General features: G+C 73.8%; 1 pseudogene. It reads right to left on the bottom strand.

From position 1 onward, the window contains the following. Positions 1 to 237, bottom strand: a pseudogene (locus ADK60_RS28215) (tetratricopeptide repeat protein); the annotation flags it as partial.

Here is a 237-nt window from a genome sequence, read left to right as displayed (position 1 = left end):
GCTGGCCAGGTGAGGGAGGTAGGCGTCGGGGGTCGCGTCGGCCAGGGCTCGGTAGTGGCCGACGGCTTCCTCCGCGGTGGCCAGACCCTCCGCCCGCCGGCCCTCCTCGCCCAACCGGATGGAGAGGTTGTGGAGGGCCATGGCGAGATCGGGCAGGTGGGCGTCGGGGTTCGTCTCGGCCAGGGCGCGGCGAATGGCGACGGATTCTTCGACGGCGGCCAGACCCTCCGCCCGTCG

The organism is Streptomyces sp. XY431 (assembly GCF_001279805.1).
GTDB lineage: Bacteria > Actinomycetota > Actinomycetes > Streptomycetales > Streptomycetaceae > Kitasatospora > Kitasatospora purpeofusca.
The sequence above is the reverse complement of the archived record's forward strand: the minus strand, read 5'-3'. Positions and strand labels throughout refer to the sequence as shown.